This window comes from Pseudomonas cyclaminis (genome assembly GCF_015163715.1).
GTDB classification, from domain to species: Bacteria; Pseudomonadota; Gammaproteobacteria; order Pseudomonadales; family Pseudomonadaceae; genus Aquipseudomonas; species Aquipseudomonas cyclaminis.
In genome coordinates, this window is the sequence record NZ_JADDUM010000153.1 from 1 (window position 1) to 17,301 (window position 17,301).

Below are 17,301 nucleotides of genomic sequence, written 5' to 3' on the forward strand. Positions count from 1 at the left end.
CTGGCATGCCAGGGCTTTTTCATGTCCGCAGACTTACCGGCGACGAAACAGCGGCAGCGGCTCATCCGTTGCAGCCTGGTACGTCACCGAGAAGTCCTTGAGGCTTTCCAGCGCTTCGTACGGGTCTTTGTCTGCGCGCAGGGCGAAGGCATCGAACCCGCAACGGCGCAGGTAGAACAACTGGTCACGCAGCACATCGCCAATCGCCCGCAGCTCGCCCTTGTAACCGTAGCGGTCACGCAGCAGGCGGGCGTTGGAGTAGTTGCGACCGTCGGTGAAGGCCGGGAAGTTCAGCGCGATGACCTGGAAGTGTTCCACGTCGGCGCCGATTTCTTCGGCTTCTTCATCGGCGTCCAGCCATACACCCAGGCCACCGTCGCGGGCCTTGAGGGCGTGGCCGTGCTCGCGCCACAGCGCCAACGGCACGATCAGGTCGTCGCAGTTGGAGATGCCGTCGAAGCTCGCGTCCTTGGGCAGCAGGTGCCAGGTTTCGTCGAGGACTTCGTTGTTCTTAATGATTCGCTGCATAGACGCGCTCCTTGAACAGGTCAATGCCGATGCGCTGGTAGGTGTCGATGAAACGCTCATCTTCGGTGCGTTGTTCGATGTACACATCGATCAGTTTGCCGATCACCTCGGGCATGGCTTCCTGGGCGAAGGACGGGCCGAGGATCTTGCCCAGGCTCGCATCGCGGCTGGCGCTGCCGCCCAGGGACACTTGGTAGAATTCTTCGCCTTTCTTGTCCACGCCCAGGATGCCGATGTGGCCGACGTGGTGGTGACCACAGGCGTTCATGCAACCGGAGATGTTCAGGTCCAGCTCGCCGATGTCGAACAGGTAGTCCAGGTCGTCGAAGCGGCGCTGGATCGATTCGGCAATCGGGATCGACTTGGCGTTGGCCAGGGAGCAGAAATCGCCACCCGGGCAGCAGATGATGTCGGTCAAAAGGCCAATGTTCGGCGTGGCGAAGCCGCCTTCACGCAGCTCGCCCCACAGGGTGAACAGTTGGCTCTGCTCCACGTCCGCCAGAATGATGTTCTGCTCGTGGGAGGTCCGCAGTTGACCGAAGCTGTAGCGGTCCGCCAGGTCGGCGACGGCGTCCAGCTGCTTGTCAGTGATGTCGCCCGGTGCCACACCGGTCGGTTTCAGTGACAGGGTCACAGCCACATAGCCCGGCTTTTTGTGCGCCAGGGTGTTGCGGCCACGCCAGCGGGCAAAGCCTGGATGCTGCTGTTCCAGCTCGGCGATTTCGGCGTCCTGGTTGGCCAAGGCCTTGTACTCAGGATCGACAAAGTGCTTGGCGACGCGGTGCACTTCGGCTTCGGTCAGGGTGGTCTGGCCGCCGCGCAGGTGTTCCATCTCGGCGTCGACTTTCTGGGCGAACACCTCGGGGGTCAGCGCCTTGACCAGGATCTTGATCCGGGCCTTGTACTTGTTGTCACGACGGCCGTAGCGGTTGTAGACCCGCAGGATGGCGTCGAGGTAGCTCAACAGATCCTGCCACGGCAGGAACTCGTTGATGAATGCACCCACCACCGGCGTACGGCCCAGGCCACCACCGACCAGCACACGGAAGCCCAGCTCACCGGCGGCGTTGTACACCGGCTCCAGGCCGATGTCGTGGACTTCGATGGCTGCGCGGTCCGAGGTCGAGCCGTTGACGGCGATCTTGAACTTGCGCGGCAGGTAGGCGAATTCCGGGTGGAAGGTGGTCCATTGACGGACGATTTCACACCACGGGCGAGGGTCGATCAGTTCGTCGGCAGCGACGCCGGCGAATTGGTCGGTGGTCACGTTGCGCAGGCAGTTACCGCTGGTCTGAATGGCGTGCATCTGCACGGTGGCCAGTTCAGCCAGGATGTCCGGCACGTCTTCCAGGGCCGGCCAGTTGAACTGCACGTTCTGGCGCGTACTGATATGGGCATAGCCTTTGTCGAAGTCGCGGGCAATCTTGGCCATCATGCGCATCTGACGCGAAGTCAGTTGGCCGTAAGGCACGGCTACCCGCAGCATCGGCGCAAAGCGCTGAACATAAAGGCCATTTTGCAGGCGCAGAGGGCGGAACTCTTCTTCGCTCAGTTCACCTGCTAAGTAGCGTCGGGTCTGATCACGGAACTGCTTGACGCGGTCCTCGATGATGCGCTGATCGTATTCGTCGTATACGTACATATAGGTCCTGTTCTCGGCAAATCTGCGCGCACGGCCGCGCACTCCCAACGGAGCCGGCGCACGATACCAGTTTGCGTTTATGCGCAAAAGTGATGTTTGGGTATATGGAAATAACCAAAACGACTAATGAGAACGGTTATCGGGATATCCACATTTGTCATGCGGGCAATCGTCGGCTTTACTGTGAGCGAGTCTTAGTGCAATCACCTATAAAACCGACAAGAGGCGATGCGATGAGCAATCCGACAAAGGCCCGTAAACCCGACAGTACCGTTGATGCCTGGGCCATTCTGTTCTTGATCATTCTGGTGGTGGGAACCGCCGTTTTCTGGGTCAGTCACCAATAAAGGACGTTGATTGAGCCTCGATTGGTTTAGGCATTGCCACTATCATGGCGGCCTATTTTCGAGGCTCAAGCATCCATGTTGAAGGTGTTGATTACGTGTGTCTGGTTGCTGGGATCGACGTACGGGGTGATGGCCCATGCCACGTCGGTGGTGTTTCTCAATCCGGGCATGTCGACCGAAACCTTCTGGGTCAGCTACACGCAATTCATGCAGGCCGCCGCCAAGGACCTCGGCCTGGATTTGCGTGTGCGTTATGGCGAGCGCGATGCCGCCAACACGCTGCTCCAGGCGCGTGAGGTGCTGCAAGGCAGTCAGCGGCCGGATTACCTGGTGCTGGTCAACGAGCAATACGTTGCACCGCAGATCCTGCGCATGGCCGAGGGCAGCGGGGTCAAGCTGCTGGTGGTGAACAGCGCGCTGACCGTTGATCAAGTGCAACTGCTGGGAACCCGCACTGGCATCCGTTTGATCGGCAGCTTGGTCGCCAACGACGAAGAAGCGGGCTACCTGATGCTGCGTGACTTGTTGCGCCAGCACGGGCCGGTTGCGCCGGGTCAATCCCTCGACTTGTTGGCCTTTTCCGGCGTCAAGACCACGCCGGTCGCGCAATTGCGTGAGCGGGGCATGCATCGGGCGCTGGCCGAACATCCCGAGGTGCGCCTGCGCCAGTTGGTCTACGGCGAGTGGAACCGCGAGCGCGCCTTCGAGCAAGCGACGCAACTGTTCAAGCGCTACCCGCAGACGGCGCTGGTGTGGTCGGCCAACGATCAGATGGCCCTGGGCGCCATGCAGGCGTTGCAGGCCAGCGGGCGGTTACCGGGTAAGGACGTGCTGTTCAGCGCGGTCAACAACTCGCCCGAGATCCTGCAGGCGCGCCTTGAGGGACGTTTGTCGAGCCTGGTCGCCGGGCACTTCACTGTGGGCGGGTGGGCCATGGTGCTGATCAATGATGATGCCAGGGGCGTGGATATTGGCGCCTATGGTGGGCGCGACCATCAGCTGGCGTTATTCCAGTTGATCGATGCGGCCCAGGCACGACGCTTGTCGGGGCCGACACCCTCGGTGAATTTTCGCGCACTGTCTGCCCAGGGCAAGCCCCTGTCCTATCGCTACCCGTTCAGCCTGCGGCTGTTGCTGCGCTAAACGCCGGCCAGGTGCAGTATCAGCTTGACGATGCCGAACAAGGTCAGCGCAAACACGGCCGTGAACAGAATACCCAGGATCAGAAAGTGGCTGGGCTTGCCGTGGGTAAAGTCGCGGGCGCGGTTTTTCCCGCTTTGCACGCCGAAGGCGGCGGCCATGACGCTGTGGAGCATTTGCCAGAACGTCGGCGGCTTGTGGTCCGGGTTTTCCATGGAACCCTCCTGAAGCGGGGTGGGCGGATCGTTACCAAGAGGATAGCCAACGTCCGGTGATTCGCTGGCACATGTAGTTACCGCCGCCCCCGAACGCCCCCATGATGTGCTGTTGCTCCTTTCTCGTGGAGCAACAACATGACTGAGTTACCCGCAGCAAACGCTGCACCGGCCGGCAAAGGTTTTCACACGGCCTTTATCAAGCGCCAGGTTCCCGACTGGCTGCATCGGGTCGCCCCCGACGACCTCAAGACCCTGAAAAAAGGGGTGCTGGGCGGGTTGGACAGCGATGATATTCAGGCGCCCTGGCTGACCAACGCCGCTGAGCCCCAACGCCAGGCGATGCTCGACGACATCGCGGCCAGCGTCGCTTCCAGCCACGCGTTGGCGCAGGCGCTCAAAGGGTTCAAGGGCATCACGGAATTTGCCGAGCCGTTGCTTGAGCAGGCGCTGTTAGAGCGTTTCGGCACACACACCGACGTCACCCGCAACCGCCTTTATCATCTGCGTGCGGGCGAAGCGAAGGTCGAGCAAACGCTGCTGCAAGCTGCCTTGCTGAATTTTGAAAGCGATACGGCGTTTGACGAGGTGGTTTTGCACGAAACCAGCGCGATTGCTCCGGCCGGAGCGTTGCTGGTCGAGGACGACGGCCCGCCAAAATACAGTGTGCCCCTCAACCTGACGCATCAACCGCGCCGGTATCGTTACACGCAAAAACTCGAGATCAAGCCGTCCGAGTTTGCCGGGATGTGCCGCACGCTGGACCTAGGGCAGCAATACCAAAACCACCTGGACAACATCTTCGACGGCGAAAGCCGCGAACAGGTGCGGCAACTGATGCTTCGTGCGCGTAAGGATCTGATGGCCGTGCAGGCCCGTCGCGCCTGGATGAAGGGCACTCTCAGCGCGCAGGTTCACGGGCTGGTGCAGACGCTGCTCGCGGGTGAATCTGCGCGCTACAACGGCCACGCCGCGATGCTTGCCGAGATGGAGCTGTTTGGCAGTGCCCTTGGCGAGGTAGTGATCATCAGTGGCGCGGCGCGTGCGTTTCGCTTGCCCTTGGCGTCGTGGCAGGGACAGGTGGTCGAGAGCTTCCTGCCGCTGAGCCCCAGTGTGCTGCTGGACCGGATGCTGACCGCCGACGAGAAAAAAAATCATCGTCTACATTCCCGGCGCCGGTGACCATGAATGGGCCGAATACGCCTCCCTCGAAGCGTTCGAGAAGACGCTGCTGGCTGCCCTGCGTTCCCCCGCGTTGCAGCGGCTGTTCACGAGCCTGGTCAAGCACGACGAGCAACCGACCTTCCAGCGTCGGCTGCTTAACCAGATCTACCTCAAGCGCTGGAGTTCGCGGACCTTCAAGACCGAGATCAGCTACAACCCCGACGCCAGCCTGGCCATCAAGGAGACGTTGTTCTCCGGGACCCTGCTCGATGCGCTGCACGACCGGCACCAGGCACGCATGCGTGATAACGCGAGGCTCTTGGCGGTGCCTACGGCCGTGGTGGACAACCAGGCCATGTGGGAGCGTCTCAAGTACTACGCCGAAATCGGCCTGGATATATTGAACGTCGCCGCGTTCTTTGTACCGGTGCTGGGCCACGTGATGCTGGCCGTCACGGCCGTGCAGTTGGTGGTGTCGGTGTATCAGGGTATGGAAGCCTGGAGCGTGGGCGACCGCAGGCAGGCATGGGAGCATTTTGAGTCCGTGGCGCTGAATGTCGGTCTTGCCGCCGCCATGATCGGCGCCGGGGCTGCCGCGCGTATCGCACCTAAAGTCGCGGGGTCGCAATGGGTCGACCGTTTGGTTCCGGTTAAATTGCCCAATGGTGAGACCCGGTTGTGGAAGCCCGATCTCACCCCGTATCGCAGCACTATCCAACTCGACCCAGCCTTGCAGCCCAATGCCTTGGGCCAATATGTGGTCGATGGCAAGACCTATGCCCGATTGGGCGATGGGCTGTTTGAGAAAACCTTCGACGCCCAAAGCAATGCCTGGCGGATCAAACACCCGACCGACCCCGAAGCCTACCAGCCCGAGTTGCAACACAACGCTGGCGGCGCCTGGCGCCACCGGCATGAACGGCCCCTGGAGTGGGACCGGTTGACCCTGATGCGACGTATCGGGCATACGACCGAAGGACTTGGCGATGAAGTCCTGACCCAGGTGGCCGAGGTCAGTGGAGTCTCGGAGGATGAGCTGCGCCGCATGCATATGGACAACACGCCGCCACCGCCGATGCTGGCCGAGACCCTGAGGCAATTTCAGGCCGAGCAGCAGGCGGGGCAACTGATCGAGCACATTCGCAATGGCACCTGCGTAAAAGGCCTGTGCGAATATGCCGTGCCGTTGTTGGTAGAAATGCCCAATTGGCCCGAGGGCGAGGTGGTGGAGATTTTCCGCGGTCCGGAGCCTTGGGGCGAGTCGCAGCGTCACGGCACTGCTTCGGCAACGGTGAACGCCAGGCCGAGCATCAAGATCACCCGCGACGAAATCATGCGCGGCCAATTACCGGCGCGGGTGCTGTCAGCCCTGGATGAAGAGCAAATCGTCGAGCTGCTCGGTCGGCGAGCCGCTGGCGATGTTGGCCGCCGTGAGCAGGTGTTTCGCGACCGCTTGGCCAACTTCGCCAGGGAGCGAAAAAGGGCCTTGTCTGAGAGTATTTACCGCAGCCAGGAAACGGCGACCCCGGACATTGAACGTCTGCAACGCCATTTTCCCAGCCTGCCGCACGCAGCTGCCCAACAGCTGCTGGAACAGGCCAGTGCGGCGCAGCTGACACGCTTGCGCGATACCGGCCGAATCCCGTTGCGGATGGCCAACCAAATACGCGTGCAGGTGCGGCACGCGATCCTGAACCGTGCATTGGCCGGTCTGCATCTGGAAAGCCTGGCCGCCGCCGCCAGTGATCGATTGGCCTTGCATAGTCTTGAGCGGTTGCCCACTTGGCCCGCCGACCTGCGCGTGGAGGTACGCAGTGACTCGATCCACGGCGCGCTGGTGGACAGCATCGGCAGCGAACAAGCGTCTACGCGCAGGATCCTGGTCAAAGAGGGGGACAGTTTTCAGGCCTTCGACCAGAGCGCACGGGTGCTTAATCCCAAGCCCCGCGTGGGCCGCAACTGGTTCGAATCACTGGCGGCGGCAGTGCCCGAGGGCGTGCCTGCAAGCCAGTCGAGTGAACCGGCGCATACCCTGCAACTGCAATTGGCCGACTACGCCGTGAGTCACCGCGAAGAAATGGCCGGGCTGCTCAAGCTGCGCCCGCTCGGCCGGCCGCGTGGGCCGGCGTTGCGCCTGCCGTCAGGGCGGCTGGGTTATCTGGCCAGTGGCCGCGGCGAGGGCTTTGCCGATGGCCTGCTGATCAATCGCGCCCGGACGATCTATCCGAACCTGTCGGACGAGCAGGCCAGCGCGTTTATCCAGCAGCACTTGCGCAGCGGCAAGACCGACCAGCAAGTGATGCATTTATTGAATAACCGCCAGCGTGAGTCGGACGCCCTGGATACCGCGTTGACGCAATGGATAGACGCCGAGGAAACCCCCGTGCGTTATGTGCCTAACCGACGGCTGCTCGCCGAGCGCGTCAGGTCGGGCTGGCGTGCCGGTTTCAATCGCGAGCTGGCGCCGGCCGGCGAGTTGGACCTGCAGGGCGCTTACGATCTGCCGCAATGGGACGCGGATTTTTCCCAGGTGCGCACGCTGAAGCTCTCCAGCGATCAACTGCTGGGCGAGGCGGGCACTGAGCTGCTGGCGCGGTTTCCCAGCGTCAGGCGCCTGAATCTCAACGTGCAGGAGGAGGACCCGGTGGCCCTGGGCGCCAAGCTCGGGGAGTTGTCCGGCATTACCGAACTGTCCCTCGACTTGCGTGGTGTGCCGGACCCTTCGGCGTTGTCCCAGGGCTTGCACGCCATGCCGCAGCTTGAAGCGCTGCATCTGGACGGCTGGAAGCGGGCCCTGGATGTGGGGCCGCTGGTGAAGCTGCGCACCCTGCAGGTACGAGGCTCGTTGTCGACCTGGCCGACAGGCGTGCTTGAGTTGCCGAACCTCGACACCCTGGATCTTTACGCCACGGCCATTGATACGTTGCCGCCGCCACTCCTGGCAGGGCATGAACGACTGTGGCGGGGGTTGCATGTCGATTGGTCGCGCCTGGAGCCGTCGGTCTTCACCCAGGCCCAGGAGTACTTTGCGACCCATCTGCCGCATCAACGCAATGCAACGTTGATGCTGGAGGATTACTGCCGCGCCCGGTTGCAGCGGATCATGCCTGCTGACTTCACGTTTGGGAGTGCGGCGATGACACAGTTCAAGGCCCAGGGGCTGAGCGGGCGCCCATTGTTTGATCGGGTCGTCGAACTGCACAGGCAGGATCAGGTGTTCAACCAGCAGTTGGCCGAGTGGCAAGCCAGGACAGTCCGTGTCGACCGCCGTCAGGTTGACATGTACACGCGCAAGCACGCGGCAGATGCACTCCGTGGCTGTTGGCACAAGGCGCTGCGCAAGCGCTATGCGCCGGAGGACCACGTGGCCGGTCCTTCGTGGCGCACCCCTGTTTCGGATGAAATGCTCGACCTTGCGGGCGGCCCGCTCGGCGACCTGCCGTCCCTGCCGCAGGTCACCTTTGATCATGTGCGGCACGTGAGCCTGGCCGGGGCGAGGCTGTCGGTGCAGAGCCTGGATGCTTTCCTCGTCAGGTTCCCCAACCTGCGGACCCTGAACCTCAACGGCAACCGCCTGACCCAGTTGCCGGAGGCGCTTGGCAGCATGGGGCAATTGGAACAACTGCAATTGTCGCGCAATGAGTTGAGCGTCACCCCATCTTTGCAACAGCGCCTCAACCGCATGACGGCGCTGCGCACGCTTGATCTCTCCTACAATCGTGTCGAGGTATTGGATGTGGGGGCGCTGGCTGACCTGGAAGGCCTGGATCTGAGCCATACCGCCATTCGCACCTGGCCTGCCGGGACGCTGGAACTGCTGCGCCTGAACCGCCTGAACCTGAGCCACAGTGCGATAACGCAAATACCCCAAGCACTGTTCAATGATCCAAACGCCCTGTTGATGGGCCTGCAATTGCAGGGGTGCCGGCTGGACGCGTCGTCGATGCGCGCCTTACAGGCGTTTGCCGAGCGCAGCACCCTGCAAACGCCGGTCATCGCCCGGGAGCGCTTGCTGCAAGGCCGAACCGGTGGCGATCCCGAGTTCTTTCCGCAGGAAGTCGCCGACCAGCCAAACCTGTTGCTGCCCATGGAGCCCCAGGCGGGCCTCTCGGGCCTGACCCCGGCGCACCGGATGCAACGCCTGGACCCGGAGTTGAGTACACGCGAGGCGATTGACCGCATCAATGCCCTTGAGACGCAAGGGCTTGGCGCGCTGCAGATCGAGGCGCGCCTCAACACGTGGCGGCAGGAGCAGCAACTGTTGACCCGCCAGTTGAACGAATGGATCGACGTACGGGCGTATCGGGAGGGCGAAGATTGGATCAACGCCGCCGACCGGCGCCGTGCGGCCGACCGCATCCTGGGCTGCTGGCGTGAGTCGTTGCAGGCAGCGCCGGCCGGGGGCTCTGAACTGGATGTCAGCGACCTGAACACCGGCGACTTGCCGCCATTGACGCTGTCGTTTGAGCATGTCGGAACGCTCAATGTCAGCGGCATGCGGTTGACGGCGCAAGGCTCCGACGGGTTTTTCCGCGCATTTACCCGTGTGCAGCGTTTGAGCCTCAACCGTAACGGGCTCGACCGTTTGCCGCCGGCACTGTCCGAATGCAAACAGCTCATCCGTCTGGAGGCCAACCATAACGATTTGCGCGCCCATGAACCCGTGCAGGCGCAGCTGCGCACGTTGCCCGGCCTGGAGCATCTGGACCTGGGGGACAACACGCTGGCCGAGTTCGATGTGACCGGCCTGAACCGGCTGCGCACCCTGGACCTGCGTGGCAACCTGCTCGGTGAGTGGCCGCAGGGCGTGCTTGAGGCGCCCGCACTGACCACCCTGACCCTGAGCAATAACCAGATTGAAAGCATCCCCGCCGACGCCCTGTTGCCGGCCCATGGCCGGCTGATGGAGGGCACGGACCTGTCTGACAACCTATTGCTCGAAGAGGACTTGCGGCGCCTGCGCGACTATTTGGACGACACCGGGCGAGGGCTGGGGTTTACCGAGGAAGAGCTGGACCGGTCATTGGAAAGCTATGATGTGTCCAATGGCTTCGACAATGGTTCTGACGATGAGGCGCACCCCGGTGATGAAAGCGTCACTGCGCAAAAAAACCGATGGTTTGTCGGTGTGGCCGCCGACTCGGAAAAGCACCAGGTGTGGGAGACGCTCACATCCGAGCAGGGCAGTGAGGACTTTTTCAACGCGCTGTCGCAATTGCGGCATACCGAAGACTTCAAGACCGACGCCAGCGACCTGAACCGCAGGGTCTGGCAAGTGTTGCAAGCCTCCTATGACAACCCGGGGTTGCGTAACGAGCTGTTTGATCTGGCCCGCACATCGCGGGTGCGCGAGACCTGTGGCGATGGTCGAATCCTGTTGTTCAATGACCTGGAGATCAAGGTCTATGAGTTCGACGCGCTGAAAAACATCGCGCCTGAGCACAAGGGGCGTGAATTGCTCAAATTGTCCCGGGGGCTGTTTCGCCTGGGTAAGGTCGAGGACGTGGCACGCGCTGTCAGCCAGCGCAAACCACGGATTGACCCCGCGGAGATTCGCCTGGCGTATCGCCTGGGCCTGGCTGAGCGTCTCGACCTGCCCAGGCAGCCGCGAACCATGCTCTACGCCGGCCTGGCGCAGGTGACGGCCCAGGACCTCGACGAGGCGTTCGCGACGATCCTGGCCGAGGAAAAACAGACTGAGTTTGTCGAGCAGTTGATTGGCCGATCCTATTGGATGGCCTATCTGGAGGAACGCTACGCCACCGAGTTTTCACAACAGCAGCAGGCGTTCACCGCCAAGGGCGAGGCGCTCGAAGAGCAATACCCGGATTTCGACGCAGCATACTCCGCCGCCTGGGAGCAGATAAGCCGCGAGCACCAAGCCGAACGCCAACAGTTGGCCATCCGGCTTTCCAGACAGGAGCTGGGCGAGCCAGCCCCGTGAGGCGATCTCAGTTGTCGTAACCCAGGTTCGGCGCCAACCAGCGCTCGGTCACGGCCAGGTCCTGGCCTTTGCGTGCGGTGTAGCTGGTCACCTGGTCCTTGTCGATCTTGCCCACGGCAAAGTACTGGGCCTGCGGGTGGGCGAAGTACCAGCCGCTGACCGCCGCCGCCGGGAACATCGCGTAGTGCTCGGTCAGGAACACACCGCTGCGCCCGGCCTGCATTTCGCGGGCCTCGGGGTCGAGCAGTTGGAACAACTGGGCTTTTTCGGTGTGATCCGGGCACGCCGGGTAGCCGGGGGCAGGGCGGATGCCGAGGTATTGCTCTTTGATCAGCGCCTCATTGTCCAGTTTTTCGTCCTTGGCATAGCCCCAGTGTTCTTTACGCACTTGCTGGTGCAGCCACTCGGCGCAGGCTTCGGCCAGGCGGTCGGCCAGGGCCTTGACCATGATCGAGTTGTAGTCGTCGCCCGCGTCCTGGTAGGCCTTGGCGACTTCTTCGGCGCCGATGCCGGCGGTGGTGATGAAGCCACCGATGTAGTCGGTCACGCCGCTGTCCTTGGGTGCGACGAAGTCGGCCAGGGAGAAGTTCGGCTTGCCGTCGGTCTTGATGATCTGCTGGCGCAGGTGGTGCAGTTTGGCAATCGGCTGGCCGTCGTCACCGTAGACTTCCAGGTCATCGTCCTGCACCTGGTTGGTCGGCCAGAAACCGAACACTGCGCGGGCGCTGATCAACTTCTCGTCAATCAGCTTGGCGAGCATTTCCTGGGCGTCGGCGTACAACGCAGTGGCGGCTTCACCCACCACTTCGTCGGTGAGGATGCGCGGGAACTTGCCGGCCAGGTCCCATGAGATAAAGAACGGCGTCCAGTCGATGTACTCGGCGAGTACCTTGAGATCGATATTGTCCAGCACCTTGGCGCCGGTAAAGGTCGGCACCGCCGGGGTGTAGCTGCTCCAGTCGAACTGCGGCTTCTTGGCGATCGCCACCGGGTAGCTCAGGCGTTCGGTGCGGGCGCTGCGGTTCGAGGTGCGCTCACGCACGTCGATGTATTCCAGGCGGGTCTTCTCGACGAAACCGGCCTTCAATTCCTTGGACAGCAACTGCGTGGCCACGCCCACGGCACGGGAGGCGTCGGTGACGTAAATCACCGCATCATTGCTGTACTTGGGTTCGATCTTCACCGCCGTGTGCGCTTTGGAGGTGGTCGCGCCGCCGATCATCAGCGGCAGGTGGAAGTCCTGGCGCTGCATCTCGCGGGCCACGTGCACCATCTCGTCCAGGGACGGGGTGATCAGGCCGGACAGCCCGATAATGTCGCACTTCTGCTCCTTGGCCACCTGCAGGATCTTCTCCGCCGGCACCATCACGCCCAGGTCGACGATGTCATAGCCATTGCAGCCAAGCACCACGCCGACAATGTTCTTGCCGATGTCATGCACGTCGCCCTTCACGGTGGCCATCAGGATCTTGCCCTTGGCTTCCGGCTTGTCGCCTTTTTCCAGCTCGATGAACGGGATCAAGTGGGCCACGGCCTGCTTCATCACACGGGCGGACTTGACCACTTGGGGCAGGAACATTTTGCCCGCGCCGAACAGGTCGCCGACGATGTTCATGCCAGACATCAGCGGGCCTTCGATCACTTCGATCGGGCGTGCGAACGACTGCCGGGATTCTTCCGTATCTTCAACAATGTGCGTGGTGATGCCCTTGACCAGCGCGTGTTCCAGGCGCTTGTTCACCGGCCAGCCGCGCCATTCCTCGGTCTCGGCTTCTTTTACGCTGCCGTCGCCCTTGTACTTGTCGGCGATGGCGAGGAGGGCGTCGGTGCCTTCCGGCGTGCGGTTGAGCACCACGTCTTCCACGGCGTCACGCAGCTCGGCCGGGATCTGGTCGTAGATCTCCAGCTGGCCGGCGTTGACGATACCCATGGTCAGGCCGTTGCGGATCGCATACAGCAGGAACACCGAGTGGATCGCCTCGCGCACCGGGTTGTTGCCACGGAACGAGAACGACACATTGGATACGCCGCCGGAGGTCAGCGCATACGGCAGCTCGTCGCGGATATAGGCGCAGGCGTTGATAAAGTCGACAGCGTAGTTGTTGTGCTCTTCGATACCGGTGGCGACCGCGAAGATGTTCGGGTCGAAGATGATGTCTTCCGGCGGGAAGCCGACGTCATTGACCAGGATGTCGTAGGAACGTTTGCAGATTTCCTTCTTGCGCGCTTCGGTGTCGGCCTGGCCGGCTTCGTCGAAGGCCATCACCACCACGGCGGCGCCGTAGCGCTTGCACAGCTTGGCGTGGTGAATAAACTGCTCGACGCCTTCCTTCATGCTGATGGAGTTGACGATGCCCTTGCCCTGGATGCACTTGAGGCCGGCTTCGATCACTTCCCACTTGGAGGAGTCGATCATGATCGGCACGCGGGAGATGTCCGGCTCGCCGGCAATCAGGTTGAGGAAGGTCACCATGGCCTTCTTCGAATCCAGCATGCCCTCGTCCATGTTGATGTCGATCACTTGCGCGCCGGCTTCCACCTGCTGCAGCGCGACTTCCAGGGCTTCGGTGTAGTTGTCTTCGCGGATCAGACGGGCAAAACGCGCGGAGCCGGTGATGTTGGTGCGTTCGCCGACGTTGACGAACAGCGAACTGCGATCAATGGTAAACGGCTCCAGGCCCGACAGGCGGCAGGCCTTGGGAATGTCCGGGATCGGGCGCGGCGCATAACCGGCAACGGCCTTGGCGATGGCTTCAATGTGGCCCGGCGTGGTGCCGCAGCAGCCGCCGACGATATTGAGGAAGCCGCTCTGGGCAAACTCCTCGATGACCTTGGCGGTCTGTGACGGCAGTTCGTCGTACTCGCCGAATTCGTTGGGCAGGCCCGCGTTGGGGTGCGCCGACACATGGGTGTTGGCCTTGTTGGACAACTCCTCCAGGTACGGGCGCAGTTCGCTCGCGCCGAGGGCGCAGTTCAGGCCGACCGAAATCGGCTTGGCATGCGCCACCGAGTTCCAGAATGCTTCGGTGGTCTGGCCCGACAGGGTACGGCCGGAGGCGTCGGTGATGGTGCCGGAGATCATGATCGGCAGTTCGATGTCCAGCTCTTCAAACACGCCCTGCACGGCGAAGATCGCGGCCTTGGCGTTGAGGGTGTCGAAGATGGTTTCGATCAGGATCAGGTCGGCGCCGCCTTCGATCAGGCCTTTGGTGGCCTCGGTGTAGTTTTCCACCAGTTCATCGAAGGTCACGTTGCGGTAGCCAGGGTTGTTCACATCCGGCGACAGCGAGCAGGTGCGGCTGGTCGGGCCCAGGACGCCGGCAACGAAGCGTGGCTTTTCCGGATTCTCGGCGGTCTTGGCATCGGCGATCTTGCGCGCCAGGCGTGCGCCTTCGACGTTCAGCTCGTAGGCCAGCTCTTCCATGCCGTAGTCGGCCATGGAAATGCGCGTGGCGTTGAAGGTGTTGGTTTCGAGGATGTCGGCGCCGGCATCCAGGTAGGCCTTCTCGATCCCGCCGATCACGTCAGGGCGGGTAATCACCAACAGGTCATTGTTACCCTTGACGTCGCTCGGCCAGTCAGCAAAGCGTTTGCCACGGTAATCGTGCTCTTCCAGCTTATAGCTCTGGATCATCGTGCCCATGCCGCCGTCGAGGATCAGGATACGTTCCTTGAGGGCGTGGTGAAGGGCTTGCAGACGAGCGCTACGATCGGACATGGGACTACTCTGGTCAGGCATTACGGAGGGCGTGGATCATAGCAAACCTGTGCGGATTTGCGGCATGTCAGGCTTTTGCATGAATATCGCTCATGTTGTGAGGGGCGATGGCCCGGTAGAATCATCGCAATTTTTCAGCGCATGCATTGAATCGGGACCGGATACATGTCACTTCGTCTTATTGTCAGCGCCGTCCTGGCCTTGATCGCCAGTACTGCCCAGGCAGCAGGTCCCGCCCCGGCGATTTCCTACACTCGCGACATTCAACCAATTTTCACCGAGAAGTGCGTGGCCTGCCATGCCTGCTACGACTCTGCCTGCCAGCTCAACCTGGGCAGCGCCGAGGGCGCGGCGCGGGGCGCGAGCAAAATGCCGGTGTATGACGGTGAACGCAGCCAGGCCGCGCCGACCACTCGTTTGTTCTACGACGCATTTGGCAAGCAGGCCTGGCAGCAGAAGGGCTTCTATTCGGTGCTGGACGCCCAAGGCAGCCAGGCCGCGCTGATGGCGCGCATGCTGGAACTGGGGCATAACGCGCCTTTGCAACCCAATGCCAAGTTGCCCGATGACATCGTGTTGGGCCTGAACCGCGAAAACATGTGCGCCACCCCCGGCGAGTTCAATGCCTATGCCGGCGCCCATCCCAAAGAAGGCATGCCCCTGGCAGTGACGGGCCTCACCGACCAGCAATACCAGACGCTGCAGCGCTGGCTCGCGTCCGGCGCACCGATTGATGAGCAGGGCCTGGCACCGAGTGCCAAGGAAGCCTTGCAGCTTCAACAGTGGGAAAACCTGCTCAACCAGCCCGGCGCCCGTGAAAGCCTGGTGGCCCGCTGGTTGTTCGAACACTTGTTCCTGGCCCACATTTATTTCGAGAACGGCGAGCCGGGGCATTTCTTCCAGTGGGTGCGCTCGCGTACGCCGAGTGGGCAGCCCATCGACCTGATCAACACCCGTCGCCCCAATGACGACCCAGGCACGCGGGTGTACTACCGCCTGTGGCCGGTGCAGGGCGTGATCGTGCACAAGACTCACATCACCTATCCGTTCAGCGCGGCGAAAATGGCGCGCATCAAAGACCTGTTCTACAGCGGCAACTGGCAGGTCAATGCCTTGCCGGGTTATGGACCGGGCCGCCGTGCCAACCCGTTCGACACCTTCGAGGCGATCCCGGCCAAGGCGCGCTATCAGTTCATGCTGGATAACGCCGAGTACTTTGTACGCACCTTTATTCGCGGGCCGGTGTGCCGTGGGCAGATCGCCACGGACGTGATCCGCGACAACTTCTGGACCCTGTTCCAGGACCCGGACCACGACCTGTACATCACCGACGCGCGGTATCGCGGCCAGGCCACACCGCTGCTGGCCATGCCGGGGCAGAACGACGATGTGGGCAGTGTGCTGAGCCTGTGGCTGGCCTATCGCGACAAGCGCAACCAGTACGAAGCGCTGCGCCGGGACAGCTACGCCGATTTGCCGCCGCCGAGTTGGTCGAGCCTGTGGGCGGGCAATGACAACGCGTTGCTGAGCATCTTTCGCCACTTCGACAGTGCATCGGTCAACAAGGGCCTGATTGGCGAAGTGCCGCAGACGATGTGGCTGTTTGACTATCCGTTGTTGGAGCGCACCTATTATCAGTTGGCGGTGAATTTTGATGTGTTCGGCAACGTCTCGCACCAGGCGCAGACTCGGTTGTACTTCGATTTGATCCGTAACGGTGCCGAGCAGAACTTCCTGCGCCTGATGCCGGCGGACGCTCGTGAAGGCTTTATGGATGATTGGTATCAGAACAGCGGCAAGATCAAGCTGTGGCTGGATTACGAAGCTATTGATGACGATAAACCTACAGGCCTGCACTTGAATGAGCAGGATCCGAAGCGAGATTTCGCCAACCAGTTGATTGCGCGTTACGGTGATCTGGATGCGAGTCCGGACCCGATTAATCGGTGTTCTGGGGCGTATTGTTCGCGGCACGGGATTGACCCGTCCTTGCAGGATGCTGAGCAGGCGCTTAGCCGGCTGACGTCGCGTCCGGCGGCGGGGCTCAAGGTGATTGATCAGTTGCCTGAGGCTACGATGCTGCGGGTTGAGACTGCGGCGGGCAGCGCGTGGTCTATAGCCTGTTGCGCAACCGTGCGCACAGTAATGTGGCGTTCCTGTTGGGTGAGGCCTATCGCTATCAGCCGGGGTTGGATACGTTGACCATTTATCCGGGGGTGCTGAGCAGTTATCCGAACTTTATGTTCAATATACCGGCGTTGGACGTGCCTGCGTTTGTGGCGCAGATGGAGCAGGTTAAGGACTCCCAGCAGTTTGAGAAGATTGTTGATCGTTGGGGGGTGCGCCGGAGCCATCCGTTGTTCTGGCAGTATTTCCACGACTTGTCGGAGTATGTTCGGGAGACTACGCCGGTTGAGGCGGGGGTCCTGGATATGAATCGGTATGAGAATTTGTGAGGGGTTGGGGTGGGGTGCATATCCGTTATTTGGGTGATGGCGGCTATTGGTTCCGCCCTTACGGCGGGTCACTTTTTGAAGAGCGCAAAAAGTAACCAAAAACGCTTCGCCCCAACACTTGGTGCCTCGCCTAGGCTCGGCATGCCC

Annotated in this window: 7 protein-coding genes and 1 pseudogene; 4 read left to right on the forward strand and 4 right to left on the reverse strand. The window is 61.8% G+C overall.

Annotation, left to right across the window (positions count from 1 at the left end):
• Positions 1-33 precede the first annotated feature (33 nt).
• On the reverse strand, positions 34-528 hold the full coding sequence (locus IQK56_RS18930; protein WP_003235539.1) for a DUF934 domain-containing protein: 495 nt from the start codon (positions 526-528) through the stop codon (positions 34-36).
• Positions 512-2,170, reverse strand: a complete 1,659-nt coding sequence (locus IQK56_RS18935) for a nitrite/sulfite reductase (RefSeq protein ID WP_150761819.1) — start codon at positions 2,168-2,170, stop codon at positions 512-514. Before IQK56_RS18935 ends, IQK56_RS18930 begins: the two co-directional genes overlap by 17 nt.
• Positions 2,171-2,592: 422 nt before the next feature.
• Between IQK56_RS18935 and IQK56_RS18940 the strand changes: the two genes are divergently transcribed.
• Entirely contained in the window at positions 2,593-3,660 is a 1,068-nt protein-coding gene (locus IQK56_RS18940; protein ID WP_150761818.1) for an ABC transporter substrate-binding protein, read from the forward strand.
• Here the strand turns inward: IQK56_RS18940 and IQK56_RS18945 are convergent.
• Positions 3,657-3,872, reverse strand: coding sequence for a DUF2970 domain-containing protein (locus IQK56_RS18945; RefSeq protein ID WP_122308196.1), 216 nt, complete (start codon positions 3,870-3,872; stop codon positions 3,657-3,659). The two genes, IQK56_RS18940 and IQK56_RS18945, sit on opposite strands and share 4 nt — an antisense overlap.
• Positions 3,873-4,010: 138 nt before the next feature.
• On the opposite strand from IQK56_RS18945, the gene IQK56_RS18950 reads away from it, so the two are divergent.
• Positions 4,011-5,054: a dermonecrotic toxin domain-containing protein gene (locus IQK56_RS18950; protein WP_193901785.1), complete on the forward strand. Its 1,044-nt coding sequence runs from the start codon at positions 4,011-4,013 to the stop codon at positions 5,052-5,054.
• A 73-nt stretch (positions 5,055-5,127) separates the two neighbouring features.
• Positions 5,128-10,980, forward strand: coding sequence for an NEL-type E3 ubiquitin ligase domain-containing protein (locus tag IQK56_RS18955; RefSeq protein ID WP_193901786.1), 5,853 nt, complete (start codon positions 5,128-5,130; stop codon positions 10,978-10,980).
• 7 nt (positions 10,981-10,987) lie between these two features.
• Here IQK56_RS18955 and metH read toward each other — a convergent pair whose 3' ends face one another.
• Entirely contained in the window at positions 10,988-14,698 is a 3,711-nt protein-coding gene (gene metH / locus IQK56_RS18960) for a methionine synthase (protein WP_193864076.1), read from the reverse strand.
• Positions 14,699-14,863: 165 nt separating this feature from the next.
• On the opposite strand from metH, the pseudogene IQK56_RS18965 reads away from it, so the two are divergent.
• Positions 14,864-17,154 (forward strand): annotated as a pseudogene (locus IQK56_RS18965) (fatty acid cis/trans isomerase).
• Positions 17,155-17,301 lie beyond the last annotated feature (147 nt).

What these genes read in the sequence shown, in the direction of transcription:
- IQK56_RS18930 (WP_003235539.1), bottom strand. Translation starts at nt 528, where the DNA reads ATGCAGCGAATCATTAAGAACAACGAAGTCCTCGACGAAACCTGGCAC.
- IQK56_RS18935 (WP_150761819.1), bottom strand. Translation starts at nt 2,170, where the DNA reads ATGTACGTATACGACGAATACGATCAGCGCATCATCGAGGACCGCGTC.
- IQK56_RS18940 (WP_150761818.1), top strand. Translation starts at nt 2,593, where the DNA reads ATGTTGAAGGTGTTGATTACGTGTGTCTGGTTGCTGGGATCGACGTAC.
- IQK56_RS18945 (WP_122308196.1), bottom strand. Translation starts at nt 3,872, where the DNA reads ATGGAAAACCCGGACCACAAGCCGCCGACGTTCTGGCAAATGCTCCAC.
- IQK56_RS18950 (WP_193901785.1), top strand. Translation starts at nt 4,011, where the DNA reads ATGACTGAGTTACCCGCAGCAAACGCTGCACCGGCCGGCAAAGGTTTT.
- metH (WP_193864076.1), bottom strand. Translation starts at nt 14,698, where the DNA reads ATGTCCGATCGTAGCGCTCGTCTGCAAGCCCTTCACCACGCCCTCAAG.